General features: G+C 70.5%; 13 protein-coding genes. 5 read left to right on the top strand and 8 right to left on the bottom strand.

The window, feature by feature from the left end; translation table 11 throughout:
- On the bottom strand, positions 1-290 hold a 290-nt coding region (locus tag DVA66_RS08280), incomplete at its 3' end, for a hypothetical protein (protein WP_157973908.1).
- Between the two features lie 129 nt (positions 291-419).
- On the opposite strand from DVA66_RS08280, the gene DVA66_RS08275 reads away from it, so the two are divergent.
- Positions 420-2,102, top strand: coding sequence for an ABC-F family ATP-binding cassette domain-containing protein (locus DVA66_RS08275; RefSeq protein ID WP_114559652.1), 1,683 nt, complete (start codon positions 420-422; stop codon positions 2,100-2,102).
- A gap of 78 nt (positions 2,103-2,180) precedes the next feature.
- Here the strand turns inward: DVA66_RS08275 and DVA66_RS08270 are convergent, their stop codons facing one another.
- The 6 genes from DVA66_RS08270 to DVA66_RS08245 form a co-directional block, all read right to left on the bottom strand.
- On the bottom strand, positions 2,181-2,690 hold the full coding sequence (locus DVA66_RS08270) for a hypothetical protein (RefSeq protein ID WP_114559651.1): 510 nt from the start codon (positions 2,688-2,690) through the stop codon (positions 2,181-2,183).
- A gap of 108 nt (positions 2,691-2,798) precedes the next feature.
- Positions 2,799-2,984 (bottom strand): hypothetical protein, encoded by a 186-nt coding sequence (locus tag DVA66_RS08265; protein WP_114559650.1) that lies wholly within the window; start codon positions 2,982-2,984, stop codon positions 2,799-2,801.
- 52 nt (positions 2,985-3,036) lie between these two features.
- Positions 3,037-3,342, bottom strand: coding sequence for a hypothetical protein (locus DVA66_RS08260; RefSeq protein WP_114559649.1), 306 nt, complete (start codon positions 3,340-3,342; stop codon positions 3,037-3,039).
- A 31-nt stretch (positions 3,343-3,373) separates the two neighbouring features.
- Positions 3,374-5,071 carry a sodium:solute symporter family protein gene (locus DVA66_RS08255; protein WP_114559648.1) on the bottom strand — a complete coding sequence of 566 codons (1,698 nt, stop codon included), beginning with the start codon at positions 5,069-5,071 and terminating at the stop codon, positions 3,374-3,376.
- Positions 5,072-5,254: 183 nt separating this feature from the next.
- Positions 5,255-8,092 (bottom strand): immune inhibitor A domain-containing protein, encoded by a 2,838-nt coding sequence (locus DVA66_RS08250; RefSeq protein ID WP_198671592.1) that lies wholly within the window; start codon positions 8,090-8,092, stop codon positions 5,255-5,257.
- Between the two features lie 239 nt (positions 8,093-8,331).
- Positions 8,332-9,597 (bottom strand): citrate synthase, encoded by a 1,266-nt coding sequence (locus DVA66_RS08245; protein ID WP_114559647.1) that lies wholly within the window; start codon positions 9,595-9,597, stop codon positions 8,332-8,334.
- A 226-nt stretch (positions 9,598-9,823) separates the two neighbouring features.
- Here DVA66_RS08245 and rplM point away from each other — a divergent pair, with 226 nt between their 5' ends.
- From rplM to DVA66_RS08225, 4 genes are read left to right on the top strand one after another with little or no spacing between them, the layout of a single operon-like run.
- Positions 9,824-10,267 (top strand): 50S ribosomal protein L13, encoded by a 444-nt coding sequence (rplM, locus tag DVA66_RS08240; protein WP_114559646.1) that lies wholly within the window; start codon positions 9,824-9,826, stop codon positions 10,265-10,267.
- Positions 10,268-10,284: 17 nt separating this feature from the next.
- Positions 10,285-10,800: a 30S ribosomal protein S9 gene (rpsI, locus tag DVA66_RS08235; RefSeq protein ID WP_114559645.1), complete on the top strand. Its 516-nt coding sequence runs from the start codon at positions 10,285-10,287 to the stop codon at positions 10,798-10,800.
- A 4-nt stretch (positions 10,801-10,804) separates the two neighbouring features.
- Positions 10,805-12,178: a phosphoglucosamine mutase gene (gene glmM, locus DVA66_RS08230; RefSeq protein ID WP_114559644.1), complete on the top strand. Its 1,374-nt coding sequence runs from the start codon at positions 10,805-10,807 to the stop codon at positions 12,176-12,178.
- A 49-nt stretch (positions 12,179-12,227) separates the two neighbouring features.
- A complete protein-coding gene (locus DVA66_RS08225) occupies positions 12,228-13,103 on the top strand; it encodes an LLM class flavin-dependent oxidoreductase (protein WP_114559643.1) in 876 nt (291 codons plus the stop codon).
- Between the two features lie 10 nt (positions 13,104-13,113).
- Here the strand turns inward: DVA66_RS08225 and coaA are convergent, their stop codons facing one another.
- Entirely contained in the window at positions 13,114-14,070 is a 957-nt protein-coding gene (gene coaA / locus DVA66_RS08220; protein ID WP_232821845.1) for a type I pantothenate kinase, read from the bottom strand.
- Between the last annotated feature and the right edge of the window lie 565 nt (positions 14,071-14,635).

Here is a 14,635-nt window from a genome sequence, read left to right as displayed (position 1 = left end):
GCCCAGTGCCGGGCCACCGCGAGCTGGTCGAGCGCGGTCTCGTCCAGCCGCTGCGGGCCGCGGCCGCGGCGGCGCCGGGTCAGCGCGACCCGGGCGAACGCGGCGACGGTGCCGACCGCGGCGAAGGTGACCAGCAGCCGCAGCGCCCCGGTGACCTCGGTGGTCAGCGGGTCGGCGTCCTCGTGCCCGAGCAGCGGCGGCTGACCCGCCTGCCAGGAGATCGCCCCCCACAGCGCCACGGCGGTGGCGAGGAGCCCGACCAGCCATGGCATCACCGAACGTGCCGCCACAGAGCTGCCCATCCTCGTCCCGACGCCAGATGCCGCCTCCGCCGACGAGCGGGGAGGCCGACACAGCACTGTACCCCGCGGTCGGGAAACCCCTCGCCGGACGAGGTGGCGGGGCCTACCATCCGCGCCATGGGCCACGTCGACCTCTCCCACGTCAGCTACTCCCTGCCCGACGGGCGGGTGCTGCTGGACGACGTCTCGTTCCGGGTGGGCGACGGTGCGGTGGTGGCCCTGGTCGGTCCCAACGGCGCGGGCAAGACCACGCTGATGCGCATCGTCGCCGGCGACCTCGCGCCGGACTCCGGGACGGTCAGCCGCAGCGGCGGCCTGGGAGTGATGCGCCAGTTCATCGGCTCGATCCGCGACGGCTCGACCGTCCGCGACCTGCTGCTCTCGCTGGCCCCGGCCCGGGTGCGGGCGGCGGCCGAGCAGCTGGACGCCGTGGAGCTGGCCCTGATGGAGGACGAGTCCGACGCGCTGCAGCTGCGCTACGCCGAGGCGCTGGCCGAGTACGCCGACGCCGGCGGCTACGAGACCGAGGTCACCTTCGACGCCTGCTGCACGGCCGCGGTCGGGGTGGGCTACGACCGGGCCCGCTGGCGTGCGGTCGACACGCTGTCCGGCGGTGAGCAGAAGCGGCTGGCGCTGGAGTACCTGCTACGGGGTCCGGAGGAGGTGCTGCTGCTGGACGAGCCGGACAACTACCTCGACGTCCCGGGCAAGCGCTGGCTGGAGGGTCAGCTGCAGGCCACCCGCAAGACCGTGCTGCTGGTCAGCCACGACCGTGAGCTGCTGGCCGAGGCGGCCACCGCGGTCGCGGCGCTGGAGCTGGGGGCGGCGGGGAACACGCTGTGGGTGCACGGCGGCGGGTTCGCCACCTTCGCCGCCGCCCGCCGCGAGCGGTTCGCCCGGTTCGAGGAGCTGCGCCGGCGCTGGGACGAGGAGCACCAGAAGCTCAAGGACCTGGTGCTGATGTACAAGATCAAGGCGGCCAGCAACTCCGACATGGCCAGCCGGTTGCAGGCCGCCCGGACCCGGCTGGCGAAGTTCGAGGAGGCCGGCCCGCCGCAGGCCGTCCCGCTGGAGCAGCAGGTGACGATGCGGCTCTCCGGCGGGCGCACCGGCAAGCGCGCGGTGGTGGTGGAGAACCTGGGGCTGACCGGGCTGATGCGGCCCTTCGACGCCGAGATCTGGTTCGGCGACCGGGTCGGGGTGCTGGGCTCCAACGGTTCGGGCAAGTCGCACTTCCTGCGGCTGCTGGCCCGCGGTGGCTCGCTGCCGGACGCCGAGCACCGCCCGGTCGGCGGGCTCGACATCGCCCCGGTCGCCCACACCGGCTCGGCCCGGCTGGGGGCGCGGGTGCGGCCCGGCTGGTTCGCCCAGACCCACCACCACCCCGAGCTGGTCGGGCGGACCCTGCTCGACGTGCTGCACCGCGGCGACGAGCACCGCGAGGGGATGCCGCAGGAGCCGGCGGCCCGGGCCCTGGACCGCTACGGGTTGGCCCGGCAGGCCGAGCAGCGCTTCGAGACGCTGTCGGGCGGCCAGCAGGCGCGGCTGCAGATCCTGCTGCTCGAGCTCTCCGGCGCCACCCTGCTGCTGCTCGACGAACCCACCGACAACCTCGACATCGAGTCGGCCGAGGCCCTGGAGCAGGGGCTCGCCACCTTCGAGGGCACGGTGCTGGCGGTCACCCACGACCGCTGGTTCGCCCGCGGGTTCGACCGGTTCCTGGTCTTCGGCGCCGACGGCACGGTCTACCCCTCCGAGGAACCGGTCTGGGACGAGGGCCGGGTGGCACGGGCCCGCTGAGGACGACCCGGGGACGCCAGCGGCGCGTGACCAGGGGGACCGGTCACGCGCCGCGCGGGGGAAGGCGTGCGCGTCAGCTCAGAGGCGACGGCACTGGTCCTCCTTGTTGCCCTCCACCCGGTTGCCCTTGCCGGTGGGGGCGGGGGAGTTGGACTTGCACTGCAGGTTCCCGTCGACCCGGTTGCTGTTGAGGTGCTGGCGGCCGCGGTTGGAGAACAGCTGGATGTCGCCGTCCACGGTGTTGGAGTGGACGCTGGCGATGCCGCCCTGCTTGAGCTGGATGTTGCCCTTGACGACGCTGCTCAGCACCAGCGCGCTGTGGTGCCGCTCGGCCTGGATGTTGCCGTCGACCCGCACCGAACGGGCCTCCAGCCGGGCGCCCTTGTCCACCTTGATGTTGCCCTTGACCTTGGTCTTGTTGAGCTTGCAGGTGGCGCCGGACGGCACGCGGATGTCGTCGACGGTGACCGCGCCGAGGGTGCCGCGGCAGGTGCGCTCCCCGGCCGAGGCCGGAGCGGCACCCACGGACAGGGTGAGCGGCAGCGCGGCGACCGCGGCTGCGACGACGAGGGCTGGGAGACGCTTCATGATCGGTTCCTTCTGCTGGGCGGGTCCTCGGTGGACCCGATGGCAGCAGCGTCCCGAGCAGGGGTGATGCGGTGATGAGGCGCGGGTGAGAGGCGCCTCATCCGGTGCTCAGCGCCGGCGGCGCTGCCGCCGGCCGAACCGCTCGACGCGGTCGAGCACCCGGACGACGCGGTGCTCGGGCCCGTACCTCTTCTCCAGCCGGCGCCGGAGCAGGGCCAGCAGACCGGTGGCGAGCGGCACGACCACGGCGAAGATGATCCACATCCGCAGCCGGGCGCTGATGAAGGCCCACATCGCAGGAGTCCTCTCGTCGGGTCAGCCGGACGCTACCCGGTGCCGCCGGGTCTCAGTCGGCGGGGGCGATGTCGCGGTCCTGCTCCGCGCCCGGCTCGTTCGGCTGCACCACGATGCGGATCGGCTTCAGGCGGGCCCACAGCACGAACAGCAGCCCGAAGGCGAGCATCGCCAGACCCGTCCACAGGTTGGCGTTGACCCCGCCGGTCTTGGCCGCCGCCTCCTCGCCGTAGAAGAACAGCCCCATGACCAGCAGCACCAGGCCGTAGATCCCGATCAGCAGACCGATGAAGTTGCGGATGTCGAACCCGCCGACGCGCTCGACCTGGCCCTGGCTGGTGGTTCCTGCCTCGCTCATGCTCGGCTCCTTCTCTGTGGTGGTCGGGCCGTCAGGCGAAGACGACGTTGAGGGCGATCACGAGCACCAGCGCCAGGATCGCCATCGGGACGGGCCGGCGCCAGACCGGCAGCGACTTCTCGTCGGGGTCGACCAGGTCGGCCCGCGGTGTCTCGGAGTACACCAGCCCGCGCAGCTCCGTGACCGGCTTGGGCTTCGTGGCCAGCGAGACCACCACCATGAGGACGATGTCGACCACGAAGGCCGCACCCGCTGCGAGGAACGCCGCGCCCTGGCCCGGCAGGTTGATGACCCCGGTCTCCGACAGCACGAAGACGAAGACCGCCGAGAGGGTGCCGGCCACCAGACCGACCCAGCCGGCGGTGGGGGTGGCCCGCTTCCAGAACATGCCGAGCAGGAAGGTCGCGAACAGCGGTGCGTTGAAGAACCCGAACAGCGTCTGCAGGTAGTCCATCAGGTTGGAGAAGTTCGCCGCGATGAGGGCGGTGAAGATGGCGATGATGCAGGCCGCCACGGTGGCGATGCGCCCCACCTTGAGGTAGTAGTCGTCGGGGCGGTCCTTCTTCACGTACTGCTGCCACAGGTCGTAGCTGAAGACGGTGTTGAAGGCCGAGACGTTGGCGGCCATGCCGGCCATGAACGCCGCCAGCAGACCGGCGATGGCCAGGCCGAGCAGGCCGTTGGGCAGCACGTCGCGCATCAGCAGCAGCAGGGAGTCGTTGTAGGTGATACCGGTGGCCGCCGCCGCCTCCTCGCCCTGGGTGGCGTAGATGTCCTTGTACTGGGTCAGCTCACCGACCAGGACCGCGGCGACCATGCCGGGGATGATGACGATGAAGGGCACGAACATCTTCGGGAACGCGCCGATGATCGGGGTCATCCGGGCCGAGGTGATGTCCTTGGAGGCCATCGCCCGCTGCACCTCGACGAAGTTCGTCGTCCAGTAGCCGAAGGAGAGCACGAAGCCCAGGCCGAAGACGATGCCGATGGTGCTCAGCAGCGGGTTGTCGAAGCCCGACAGCGCCTCGCCCGGCCAGGCGTTCAGCTGCCCTGCACCACCGGCGTCGCTGTCGGCGGTGACCCGGTCGACCATGCCCTGCCAGCCGCCGACGCGGTGGAGGCCGATCAGGGTGAGCGGCAGCAGCGCGGCGACGATGACGAAGAACTGCAGCACCTCGTTGTAGATCGCCGCGGTCAGCCCGCCCAGGGTGATGTAGGCGAGCACGATCGCCGCGGCCACCACCAGCCCGACCCACAGCGGCCAGCCCAGCAGGCGGTTGACGATCGTGCCGAGCAGGTAGAGGTTGACGCCGGCGATGAGGACCTGGGCCAGGGCGAAGGAGATCGCGTTGACCAGGTGCGCCCCGGTGCCGAACCGCATCCGCATGAACTCGGGCACCGAGCGCACCTTGGAGCCGTAGTAGAACGGCATCATCACCACGCCGAGGAACAGCATGGCGGGCACCGCGCCGACCCAGAAGTAGTGGAACGTCGGGTAGCCGTACTGGGCGCCGTTGGCCGACATCCCCATCACCTCGACCGCGCCGAGGTTGGCCGAGATGAAGGCGAGCCCGGTCACCCAGGCCGGCAGCGAGCGGCCGGAGAGGAAGAACTCGATCGAGTTCGACACCCCCCGCTTGGCGAACCAGCCCACGCCGAGCACGAAGAGGAAGTAGAGCGCGATCAACAGGTAGTCGATCCAGGCGGCGTCGAGCCGGATCTCGGTCACGGGGTGCTCCTGTCTGCACGACGAGGTGCTGGGATGCCAGCCGGACTGGTCTACTAGACGGCCGGGCGGTGGTCAACCTGCACCTCGACCCGGGGTCGACACCCGGGTGCGCCGGAGACGCCGACGGGGCGGCCGCCGCGGCTGCGACGACCGCCCCGGACGGACGGATCAGGACCTACCGGCTCACCGGTCGGCGTCGGGCGGGGTCACCCGGATCTGGGCGATCTGGTTCCCGGCCCGGGTCTTGCCGACGTCCAGCCGGACGCCGTAGGGCTGGGTCGGGTTGCCGTCGCCGAGCGGCACCGGCAGACCGACGTCCTCGCCGTAGAGCTCGGGCACCGGGTTGCCCTCGGCGTCGACCACCCGCACCGGGTAGGGCGCGTTGTCCTCGTTCGGGATGACCACCGAGGCGTCCTGGTCGCGGTAGAACAGCTGGTTGCCGCGGACCTCGATGCCGGGGTAGTAGCCCTGGGAGTCGTCGAAGGTGTTGACCGCCGGCAGCGAGCCGAATTCGGTGCAGTACTCGGTCGACCACTCCTCGCCGGGCACCTCGGCCAGGCACTCGGTGAACGGCACGGTGGGCGAGCCGAACGCCGCGTTGGAGGACTGGGCCCGCGAGGGCAGGTTCTTCAGCGTGCTCGGGTCCTTGGTGGCCGCCTCGCCGCTGCGGCGCAGCGGGTCGAAGTGGCTGTCGACCACCAGCAGACCGCCCTTGGTGCCCACCGAGGGCAGGTCGAGCGTGGTGGCCAGCACCGGGTTGTTCTCCCCGTACAGAGTGTCGCGGTACCAGACCAGCAGCCCGGCGTTGTAGGCGATGTGCTCCACCTTCCACGGCCCGTGGCTGGAGTAGGTGGTGTCGTAGCCGTACTTCAGCCCCTCGTCGAAGCCGTCGTAGTTGCGCCACTCCGCCAGGTAGTACTGGGCCTGGTCGAGCTCACCGCTGAACAGGTGCCAGCCCTGCCCGGAGGCGCTGCCCGGCTGGAAGGTGCCGACCCGGGGCGTCCAGCCGTTCTCGCCGCTCTCGGTGTCGTCGCTCCAGACGATGTCGGTGCCGGAGGTGAGGGAGAAGTCGTCGGCGAACCAGCCGCGCTCCAGGAACGCGGCATCGGTGGCCACCCGGAGCCGGATCTGCACCTGCTGCCCGGCGTACGGGGAGAGGTCGACGTAGTCGTGGCGCCACCCGCCGCTGCTGCCGGTCAGCCCGTAGCGCTTGTCGCCGAAGGTGGCGAGGTTGCCGTTGGGGTCGGGGTAGCCGTCGGGGGTGCTGACCTCGACGCCGTTGGTGTCGAAGACCTTCTGCTCGGTCCAGGTGGTGCCGCCGTCGGTGGAGACCTCGACGAAGCCGAAGTCCCAGTCCTCCTCGATGACGTAGTTGTTCCACATCCAGAACCGCGGGTCGGCGTCGGGGACGTCGATGGTGCGGGTCAGGGTGTGGTCCGCCCAGTCACCGGTCGAGCCGTTCCACCACATGGAGTCGCCGCTGTGCGGCTCGCCCAGCACCTGGCGCTTGTTGGGCAGGTTGATGATGAGGCCGTCCTCGGTGCCCTGCGGCGTCCGCGACGTCTGCCCGACCTGCACCGTGCGACGCCGGTCGCCGGGGTTGAACTCGAGCGGGTCGACCCAGCCCAGCACCCACTTGTCCCACAGGCCCATGTGGGTGGGCATGGTCTGGAAGATCGGGCCGGCGTGGCTGCCCGACGACATCAGGTCCCAGAAGTCGACGTCGGAGTCGCCGCCGCTGGTGACGTCGTAGAGGTCGGGCAGGCCGAGGTCGTGGCCGTACTCGTGGGCGAACACGCCGACGCCGGAGTCCTCGGGCTGGACGATGTAGTTGCTCATCCGGATCCCGGTGTCGCCGATCTCCGGGGCGTTCGGCAGCGCGGAGCTGTGCGCCCAGATGGCGTAGGTGCCCTCGGCGCCGCCGCCACCGGACTTGTCCTCACCGGCGTGCACCAGCACCAGGTGGTCGATCACGCCGTCCGGCTCGTGGAAGTCGCCGTCGCCGTCGACGTCACCCTGGTCCTCGATGTCGTAGTCGGCGAAGGGGAAGTCGGGGTCGGTCTCGTAGAGCTTGTTGACCGCGTCCAGCGCCATCTGCTGCGGGCCGCCGGAGCCGGGGTAGCCGTCCATGTCCTGGATCCGGCCGGCCTCCCACTCGCCCTCCTCGTTCTGGAAGCAGCGGTCGGCGGCGTAGTAGGCCTCGGAGTGGTCGAGCTTGATCCACGGCGTCGCCTCACCGGTGACGGTGTAGGCGCCCTTGGACATCTCCTCGTACATCGCCTTCATCGTGTAGCCGGAGATGTCGAAGCCGGGCTGGCCGTCGGGACCGGTGAGGTCGGTGCGGACGCGCTCGGTGATGCCCTCGTCGGTGTAGAGCATCTTGTTGTAGTGCTCGGAGGAGAAGTCCTCGACCCAGAAGGAGTTGTTGTCCTCCTCGGGCCAGCTGGCCGGGTCGGGGATGTTGTTGTGCAGCGGGCCGGACGGGACGTCGGTGGCCGGCACGCAGGTGCGGTCGCCGGTGACCGTCCGCGGCACCATCACGTCGGACCAGTCGTAGGTGGCGTCCTCGTCGTACTCCACCAGGACGGTCAGCAGCCGGGCCTCCTGGGTGCTGGGGGCCTGCTTGAACTGGCGCGGGTTCTGGCCGGTCTTCACCGCCTTCTGCTCCGCGCGCGCCAGCTGCTCGGCGGCCCGGGGGTTGCCCTCGGCGTGCTTGCGGTTGAAGGCCTCGGCCTGCTCGCGCGCCGACTGCTCCTCGGTCTGGCCGCCCTCCTCCTCGCCGACCTCGGCGTCGTCCTCCTCGAGGTCGACCGTGGGCGCGACGTAGTTGATGTAGGCGTCGTCGGCGCCGTAGGGGTTGGGCCCGGTGGACTCCGCGACCGGCGCGGGCTCCGCGCTCGCCTGCGGGGTGCCCGTGGCCACCACGCCGCCCAGCACCAGGGCGAACGACGCCCCCAGCACGAGGGGGGCGAGGGCCCGGGGGTTGCGCCTGCGGACGCTCGACGGTGGCTGGTTCGGCACGGTGCTGCCTTCCTCCGGTGGTGCAGGGTGACCCTGGGGTGCAGGGCTGACCGGGCGCGGATCGCGCGTCTGGTGCCCTCGATCCTCGCCTCCGTGGCGGCGTCCGGGGCAGACCTGCTGCGGCGACGTTATCAAACTGTGACCTCAGGACCAAGATGGCCGCGAGGCGACGACGAGGTGGCCCGGGGACGACGACGGGGGAGGACGTCGGTGACGTCCTCCCCCGTGGTGCCGGGTGCTCAGCGCTGGTCGATGGGCACGAACTCGCGCTGCCGCTCCCCGGTGTAGATCTGCTTGGGCCGGGCGATCTTCTGCTCCTTGTCGGTCACCAGCTCCTGCCACTGGGCCAGCCAGCCCGGCGTGCGGCCGATGGCGAAGAGCACGGTGAACATCTCCGGCGGGAACTGCAGCGCCTCGTAGATCAGCCCCGAGTAGAAGTCCACGTTCGGGTAGAGCTTGCGGGAGACGAAGTACTCGTCCTCCAGCGCGATCTTCTCCAGCTCCTGGGCGATCTTGAGCAGCGGGTTGACCCCGGTCACCTCGAAGACGTCCTCGGTGGCCTTCTTGATGATCTTCGCGCGCGGGTCGTAGTTCTTGTAGACGCGGTGCCCGAAGCCCATCAGCTTCTCCTTGCCCTCCTTCACCCCCTCGATGAAGCCGGGGATGTTGTCGGTGGTGCCGATCCGCCGCAGCATCTTCAGCACCGCCTCGTTGGCGCCGCCGTGCAGCGGCCCGTAGAGGGCACCGACGCCGGCCGCCACCGCGGAGTAGGGGTCCACCTGGGACGAACCCACCGAGCGCACCGCGTTGGCCGAGCAGTTCTGCTCGTGGTCGGCGTGCAGGATGAACAGCACCTCCAGCGCCTTGACCAGCCGCTCGTCGGCCACGTAGTCGCGCTCGCTCATCTTGAACAGCATCGACAGGAAGTTGGCGCAGTAGGAGAGGCCGTTGTCGGGGTAGATGTACGGCTTGCCCTGGCTGTGCCGGTAGGCGAAGGCCCCGATCGTCGGCATCTTGGCGATCATCCGGGTGATCTGCAGGTACCGGTTCTCCGGGTCGGAGATGTTGCTCGCGTGGGGGTAGAAGGTGCTCAGCGCGCTGATCGAGGACATCGTCATGCCCATCGGGTGCGCGTCGTAGCGGAACCCGGTCATCAGGCTCTTGATGTTCTCGTGCAGGAACGTGTGGTGGGTGACGTCGTGGGTCCACTGCGCGAGCTGGTCCGACGTGGGCAGCTCGCCGTTCAGCAGCAGGTAGCAGACCTCGAGGAAGCTCGACTGCTCGGCCAGCTGCTCGATCGGGTACCCGCGGTACTCCAGGATCCCCTGCTCGCCGTCGATGTAGGTGATCGCGCTACGGCAGGAGGCGGTGTTGACGAACCCGGGGTCGTAGGTGGCGAGACCGCCCACCTTCTTCAGGTCCGCGGCCCGGATGGTGCCGTCGACGATCTCGATCTCGTGCTCTTCACCCGTCCGGTTGTCGCGAATCGTGAGGGAGTCGGTCATGCGCTCAATCTAGGGCTGTCGGGGAGGGCGGGCGAATCGCCCCCGGGCGGTCCGGTCGTTTTGACCCGACCGGTGCCGCCGAGTAGTCTGAGGCGCTGTTGCGCTGAGGCGTGCCCACCCTGGTGGTGAGCTGCAGCCGCCCGTGGTGGCCCTCGGTGCGTCCACAGATGTCAGCTCCACCCTGCCGGCCGCGGTCGGCAGCACACTCACGGAAGATGGTCCCAGCGTGTCTACGTACACTCCGAAGCCTGGCGAGGTCACCAGGAACTGGCATGTCATCGATGCCGAGGACGTCGTGCTGGGTCGCCTGGCCGTCCAGGCGGCGACGCTGCTGCGCGGCAAGCACAAGCCGCAGTACGCCCCGCACGTCGACACCGGCGACTTCGTGGTGGTGGTCAACGCCGCCAAGATCGCCCTGACCGGCAACAAGGCCACCGACAAGGTGCAGTACCGCCACTCCGGCCGTCCGGGCGGGCTGAAGAGCATCGCGCAGGGTGACCTGCTGCGCACCGACCCGCGCAAGGCCGTCGAGCTGGCCGTGTGGGGGATGCTGCCGAAGAACAAGCTGAGCCGCCAGCAGCTGAAGAAGCTGAAGGTCTACGCCGGCCCCGAGCACCCGCACACGGCGCAGCAGCCGTCGGACTTCCAGATCACCCAGATCGCCCAGTGAGCACCCGAGGACCAGAAGTGACCGAGACCGTAGAAGAGAACGTCGAGACCACTCCGTTCACCGAGGGCGAGCGCGAGATCGCCTACCGCTCCGAGAGCGGGGCCACCGGATCGCAGGCCGCCTCCACCGGCCGCGCCGCCGTGGTCGCCCCCGGCCAGGCCACCGGCCGCCGCAAGGAGGCCGTCGCCCGCGTCCGGATCGTCCCCGGGTCGGGGCAGTGGACCATCAACGGCCGTCCGCTGGAGGGCTACTTCCCCAACAAGGTGCACCAGCAGATCGTCTCCGAGCCGTTCGGCACCGCCGGTGTCGAGGGCTCCTACGACGTCATCGCCCGCATCCACGGCGGCGGCGTCACCGGTCAGGCCGGCGCCCTGCGTCTCGGGGTCGCCCGGGCGCTGAACGCAGTGGACGCCGAGGCCAGCCGTCCCGCCCTGAAGAAGGCCGGCATGCTGACCCGCGACGCGCGCGCCAAGGAGCGCAAGAAGGCCGGTCTGAAGAAGGCCCGTAAGGCTCCCCAGTACAGCAAGCGCTGATCCGGTGGGGCGTCGTCTGTTCGGCACCGACGGAGTCCGCGGCCGTGCCAACGCCGACCTGACGGCCGAGCTGGCGCTCGACCTGTCGGTCGCGGCGGCGCACGTGCTGGGAGAGGTCGGTGCCTTCGGTGGCCCCCGTCCGCGCGCCCTGGTCGGGCGCGACCCGCGTGCCTCGGGGGAGTTCCTCGAGGCCGCGGTGGTGGCCGGGCTGGCCAGCGCCGGCGTGGACGTCGTCCGGTTGGGCGTGGTCCCCACCCCCGGGGTGGCCTGGTGCGTCAAGGCCTCCGGTGCCGACCTCGGCGTGATGATCTCGGCCAGCCACAACCCGATGCCGGACAACGGCATCAAGTTCTTCGCCCGTGGCGGGGTCAAGCTCGACGACGCGATCGAGGACGCGATCGAGGCCCGGCTGCGTGAGCCGTGGCAGCGTCCGACCGGGGCCGGGGTGGGCCGCACGAGCACCGATGACGCCCTGATCGAGGGCTACGTCGCCCATCTGGTGGCCAGCCTGCAGGGCCCCGACGGGGAGCAGGCGCCGGCCAGCCTGCACGGTCTGACCGTCGTGGTCGACTGCGCGAACGGGGCCGCCTCGCAGACCGCGGTGGCGGCCTTCGAGTCCCAGGGTGCGCACGTCATCGCCATCCACGCCGAGCCCGACGGCATCAACATCAACGACAACTGCGGGTCCACCCACATGGGCGACCTGCAGGCCGCGGTGGTCGAGCACGGCGCCGACCTGGGCATCGCCCTGGACGGTGACGCCGACCGCTGCCTGGCCGTGGACGCCTCCGGCGCACTGGTCGACGGCGACCAGATCCTGGCGGTCCTCGCCCGCGCCATGAAGGAGGCGGGCACCCTGCCCGCCGACACCGTGGTGGCGACGGTGATGAGCAACCTCGGCTTCGTGCACGCGATGCGCGACCACGGCATCGCCGTCGAGCAGACCAAGGTCGGCGACCGCTACGTGCTGGAGGCGATGAAGGCCGGTGGGTTCGCCCTCGGCGGGGAGCAGTCCGGCCACGTCGTGCTCTCCCAGTTCGCCACCACCGGTGACGGCACGCTCACCGCGCTGCACCTGATGGCGACGATGGCCCGCACCGGGCGCTCGCTGGCCGAGCTGGCCGCCGTGATGACGCGGCTCCCGCAGGTGCTCGTGAACGTCGACGACGTGGACAAGAGCCGCGCCACCACCGACCCCGAGCTCACCGCCGCGGTCGAGCGCGCGACGGCGGAGCTGAACGGCAGCGGACGGGTGCTGCTGCGCCCGTCCGGTACCGAGCCGCTGGTGCGGGTGATGGTGGAGGCCGAGACCCACGACCGCGCCGACCGGGTGGCGCGCGAGCTCTCCCAGGTGGTGCGGGTCCGGCTCGGCCGCTGACCCTGGGCCTCCCGCGGCCGCGCGGGACCGACTGAGACGAGGACCCGTCGTGCGCTTCGGCATCGTCATCCTGCCCGAGCTGCCCTGGCGCGATGCCGGTCCGCGGTGGCGCGCGGCGGAGGAGCTGGGCTTCGACTCGGCCTGGACCTACGACCACCTGAGCTGGGGCGGGCTGCCCGACGCCCCCTGGTACGGGACGGTGCCGACGCTGACCGCGGCGGCGATGGTGACCCGCCGGATCCGGCTCGGCACCTTCGTCGTCTCGCCCAACTACCGCCACCCGGCCTCCTTCGTCCGCGAGGTGCTCTCCCTGCACGACGTCTCCGAGGGCCGGTTGCTGCTCGGGCTCGGTGCCGGCGGGACGCCTGACGACCGCGTCCTCGGCACGCCCCCGCTGTCCCCGCGGCAGAAGGTCGACCGGCTGGCCGAGTTCACCGCCCTGCTGCACCGGCTGCTCGGCCAGGACCACGTCGACCACCGGGGGGAGTGGTTCACCGCGGTCGACGCCCGGTCCAACGCCGGTGAGGCGGCCGACGTCCCGCTGGTGGTGGCCGGCAACGGGCCGCGCTCGCTGCGGCTGGCCGTCCAGCACGGCTCGACCAGCCCCGACGGCGGGTGGGTGACCACCGGCCGTCGGGCCGACGACCAGGAGGGGTGGTGGCGCTCGCTGGCCGAGCTGTCGGCCCGGCTCGACGAGCAGTGCGCTCGCACCGGGACGACCCTGCGCCGCTACCTGTCGGTCGACTCCGGTCACCGCTACGCGCTGCAGAGCGCCTCGGCCTTCGCCGAGTGCGTGGAGCGTGCCGCGGCGCTCGGCTTCACCGACGTCGTCACCCACTGGCCGCGTCCGGAGCCGCCCTACGCCGGCACCCGGGACACCCTGGAGGAGGTGGCCGCGCTGCTGCCGCAGTGGCGCGACCTCTGAGCCCGGCCGGTCAGACCTTGCGGATGCGGACCCAGCTCACGTCGTGGTGGGCGCCCTTGCGCAGGATCGCGGTGGCCCGGCCACGGGTGGGGCGGACGTTCTGCACCAGGTTCGGGCCGTTGATGGTGTCCCAGACCCGGTCGGCGTAGGCCATCGCGTCCTCGTCGCTGAGCTCGGTGAAGCGGTGGAAGAAGGACTCGGGCTTGCGGAAGGCGGTCTGGCGCAGCGTGGCGAACCGCTCGAGGAACCAGGTCTTGATGTCGGCCTCGAGGGCGTCGACGTAGACGGAGAAGTCGAAGAAGTCGCTGACCGCAAGGCCACTGGTGCCATCCGCGCGCTGGCGCGCTGGCTGCAGCACGTTGAGCCCCTCGATGATGAGGATGTCGGGCTGGTTCACCACGATCTGCTGGTCGGGGAGGATGTCGTAGTACAGGTGGCTGTAGACCGGCGCGGTGACGTGCGGCTTGCCCGACTTCACGTCCATCACGAAGCGCAGCAGGCTGCGCCGGTCGTAGGACTCGGGGAAGCCCTTGCGCTGGAGCAGTCCGCGGCGCTCCAGCTCGGCGTTGGGGAAGAGGAAGCCGTCGGTGGTGACGAGCTCGACGTGGGGGTGCTGGGGCCAGCGCGAGAGCAGCTCCTTGAGCAGCCGCGCGGTGGTCGACTTCCCGACGGCCACCGAGCCCGCCACCCCGATGACGAAGGGGGTGCGCTCGACGGAGAGCCGCAGGAAGTCGTGGGTGGCGCGGTAGAGGTCGCCGGTGTGCTCGAAGTACTGGCTGAGCAGCCGTGTCAGGGGGAGGTAGACCTCGACCACCTCCTGCAGGCTGGTGGGGTCGTTCATGCCGCGTAGCCGGGAGAGGGCCTCCTCGTCGAGGGTCATCGGGGTGGTGGACGCCAGCTGCGCCCAGTCCCGGCGGCTGCGCTCCACGTAGGGCCCGTTGGTCTCCCCGCTGCTGTCCAGAGACATGCCGGCCATTGTGTCGCAACGGCCTCCCGCCTCCCGGCGCCGACCACCGCCGGGAGTGCGGCGCGGATCACACTGCTGCGATTTGCGCCCTCGCCGGCTCGTGCGTAATGTTCTCCGAGTCGCCAGGACGGGGGGCACGGGCCAGGAGCCCGGACCACGGACAGGCGGCCACCTCTCTCCGATCAGCAGTGGATCTTGGTGCCTCCGGGCACGAGGATGCACCACTGGGGTGTGGGCGGTGACCGGCCGGATGACGCGGGTTTGACTCGCAGGAGAACGGCAGGTAACGTTAGGCGAGTTGCCCCGAGGGCTGGCGGTGAGCTGGTTCGAGGTGTGTGGGTGATTCTTGAGAACTCAACAGTGTGCTTTAAGGTCATTGCCAGTTTTTTTTGGTTTCCGTCGGCCTTGTCTGCCTTTTGTGGGTGGGTGGGGTTGGTGGTTTCTTTGAGTGATTGTGTAAGGCTCCGTGTCTCTGGTTTTCCTTCTGGGGGTGCGGGGTGTCATGGTCTGCTCTTTTGTTTGATATGGACGCCCTTTGGGGTGTTTGTTTTCGATGGAGAGTTTG

This window comes from Desertihabitans aurantiacus, assembly GCF_003344635.1.
Lineage (GTDB): Bacteria > Actinomycetota > Actinomycetes > Propionibacteriales > Propionibacteriaceae > Desertihabitans > Desertihabitans aurantiacus.
The sequence above is the reverse complement of the archived record's forward strand: the minus strand, read 5'-3'. Positions and strand labels throughout refer to the sequence as shown.

Coding starts and splice junctions, on each gene's coding strand:
- coaA (WP_232821845.1), bottom strand. CDS start 14,070: ATGTCTCTGGACAGCAGCGGGGAGACCAACGGGCCCTACGTGGAGCGC.
- DVA66_RS08265 (WP_114559650.1), bottom strand. CDS start 2,984: ATGTGGGCCTTCATCAGCGCCCGGCTGCGGATGTGGATCATCTTCGCC.
- DVA66_RS08260 (WP_114559649.1), bottom strand. CDS start 3,342: ATGAGCGAGGCAGGAACCACCAGCCAGGGCCAGGTCGAGCGCGTCGGC.
- DVA66_RS08270 (WP_114559651.1), bottom strand. CDS start 2,690: ATGAAGCGTCTCCCAGCCCTCGTCGTCGCAGCCGCGGTCGCCGCGCTG.
- DVA66_RS08245 (WP_114559647.1), bottom strand. CDS start 9,597: ATGACCGACTCCCTCACGATTCGCGACAACCGGACGGGTGAAGAGCAC.
- DVA66_RS08275 (WP_114559652.1), top strand. CDS start 420: ATGGGCCACGTCGACCTCTCCCACGTCAGCTACTCCCTGCCCGACGGG.